Origin of the sequence: Pseudomonas sp. OTU750018 (genome assembly GCF_011636575.1) — a bacterium.
In the GTDB taxonomy this organism is placed as follows: domain Bacteria; phylum Pseudomonadota; class Gammaproteobacteria; order Pseudomonadales; family Pseudomonadaceae; genus Aquipseudomonas; species Aquipseudomonas peli.
The window spans coordinates 1-469 of the sequence record NZ_JAAPAU010000008.1 but is presented as its reverse complement, the minus strand read 5'-3'; the positions used below and the strand labels follow the sequence as shown (position 1 = coordinate 469).

Sequence of the window (469 nt, the reverse complement as noted above, 5' to 3'; positions counted from 1 at the left end):
GGTCGTCAACGCCACGCGTACCAAGCAGCTGACCAACTTCCGCGTCAGCGGCAAGGAAGACGCGATCAAGATCACGCCGCCTATCGACCTGACGCTGGAGTACGGTGTCGACTTCATCGACGACGACGAGCTGGTCGAGATCACCCCGAAGAGTGTGCGTGTCCGCAAGCGCTTCCTCACTGAGAATGAGCGCAAGCGTGCATCGCGCGCTTAAGCCTCAAGCCAGATAGGTAAACGCGGCCCCGAAAGGGGCCGCTCTAATTCATGAGTCATCGTCGCGCGGTGTTGTTGATGATCCTGGTCACGCTGCTGTGGAGCACGGCAGGCGTGGTCACGCGGCATCTGGAGGTGGCGCGTAGCTTTGAGCTGACGTTCTGGCGCAGCGCGTTCAATGCGATCAGCCTCATCGTGCTCTTGCGCTGGCTGCGCGGGCCGGCGTTCTGGGCCCAACTGGTGAGGGCGCCGCGGC

At 62.7% G+C, this 469-nt stretch carries 1 protein-coding gene and 1 pseudogene; both read left to right on the top strand.

Annotated features, from left to right (window positions below):
* Positions 1-214, top strand: a pseudogene (locus tag HCI85_RS20875) (translational GTPase TypA); the annotation flags it as partial.
* 50 nt (positions 215-264) lie between these two features.
* Positions 265-469, top strand: a 205-nt coding sequence (locus HCI85_RS20870; protein WP_206678004.1) for a hypothetical protein, incomplete at its 3' end; no start/stop codon positions are given.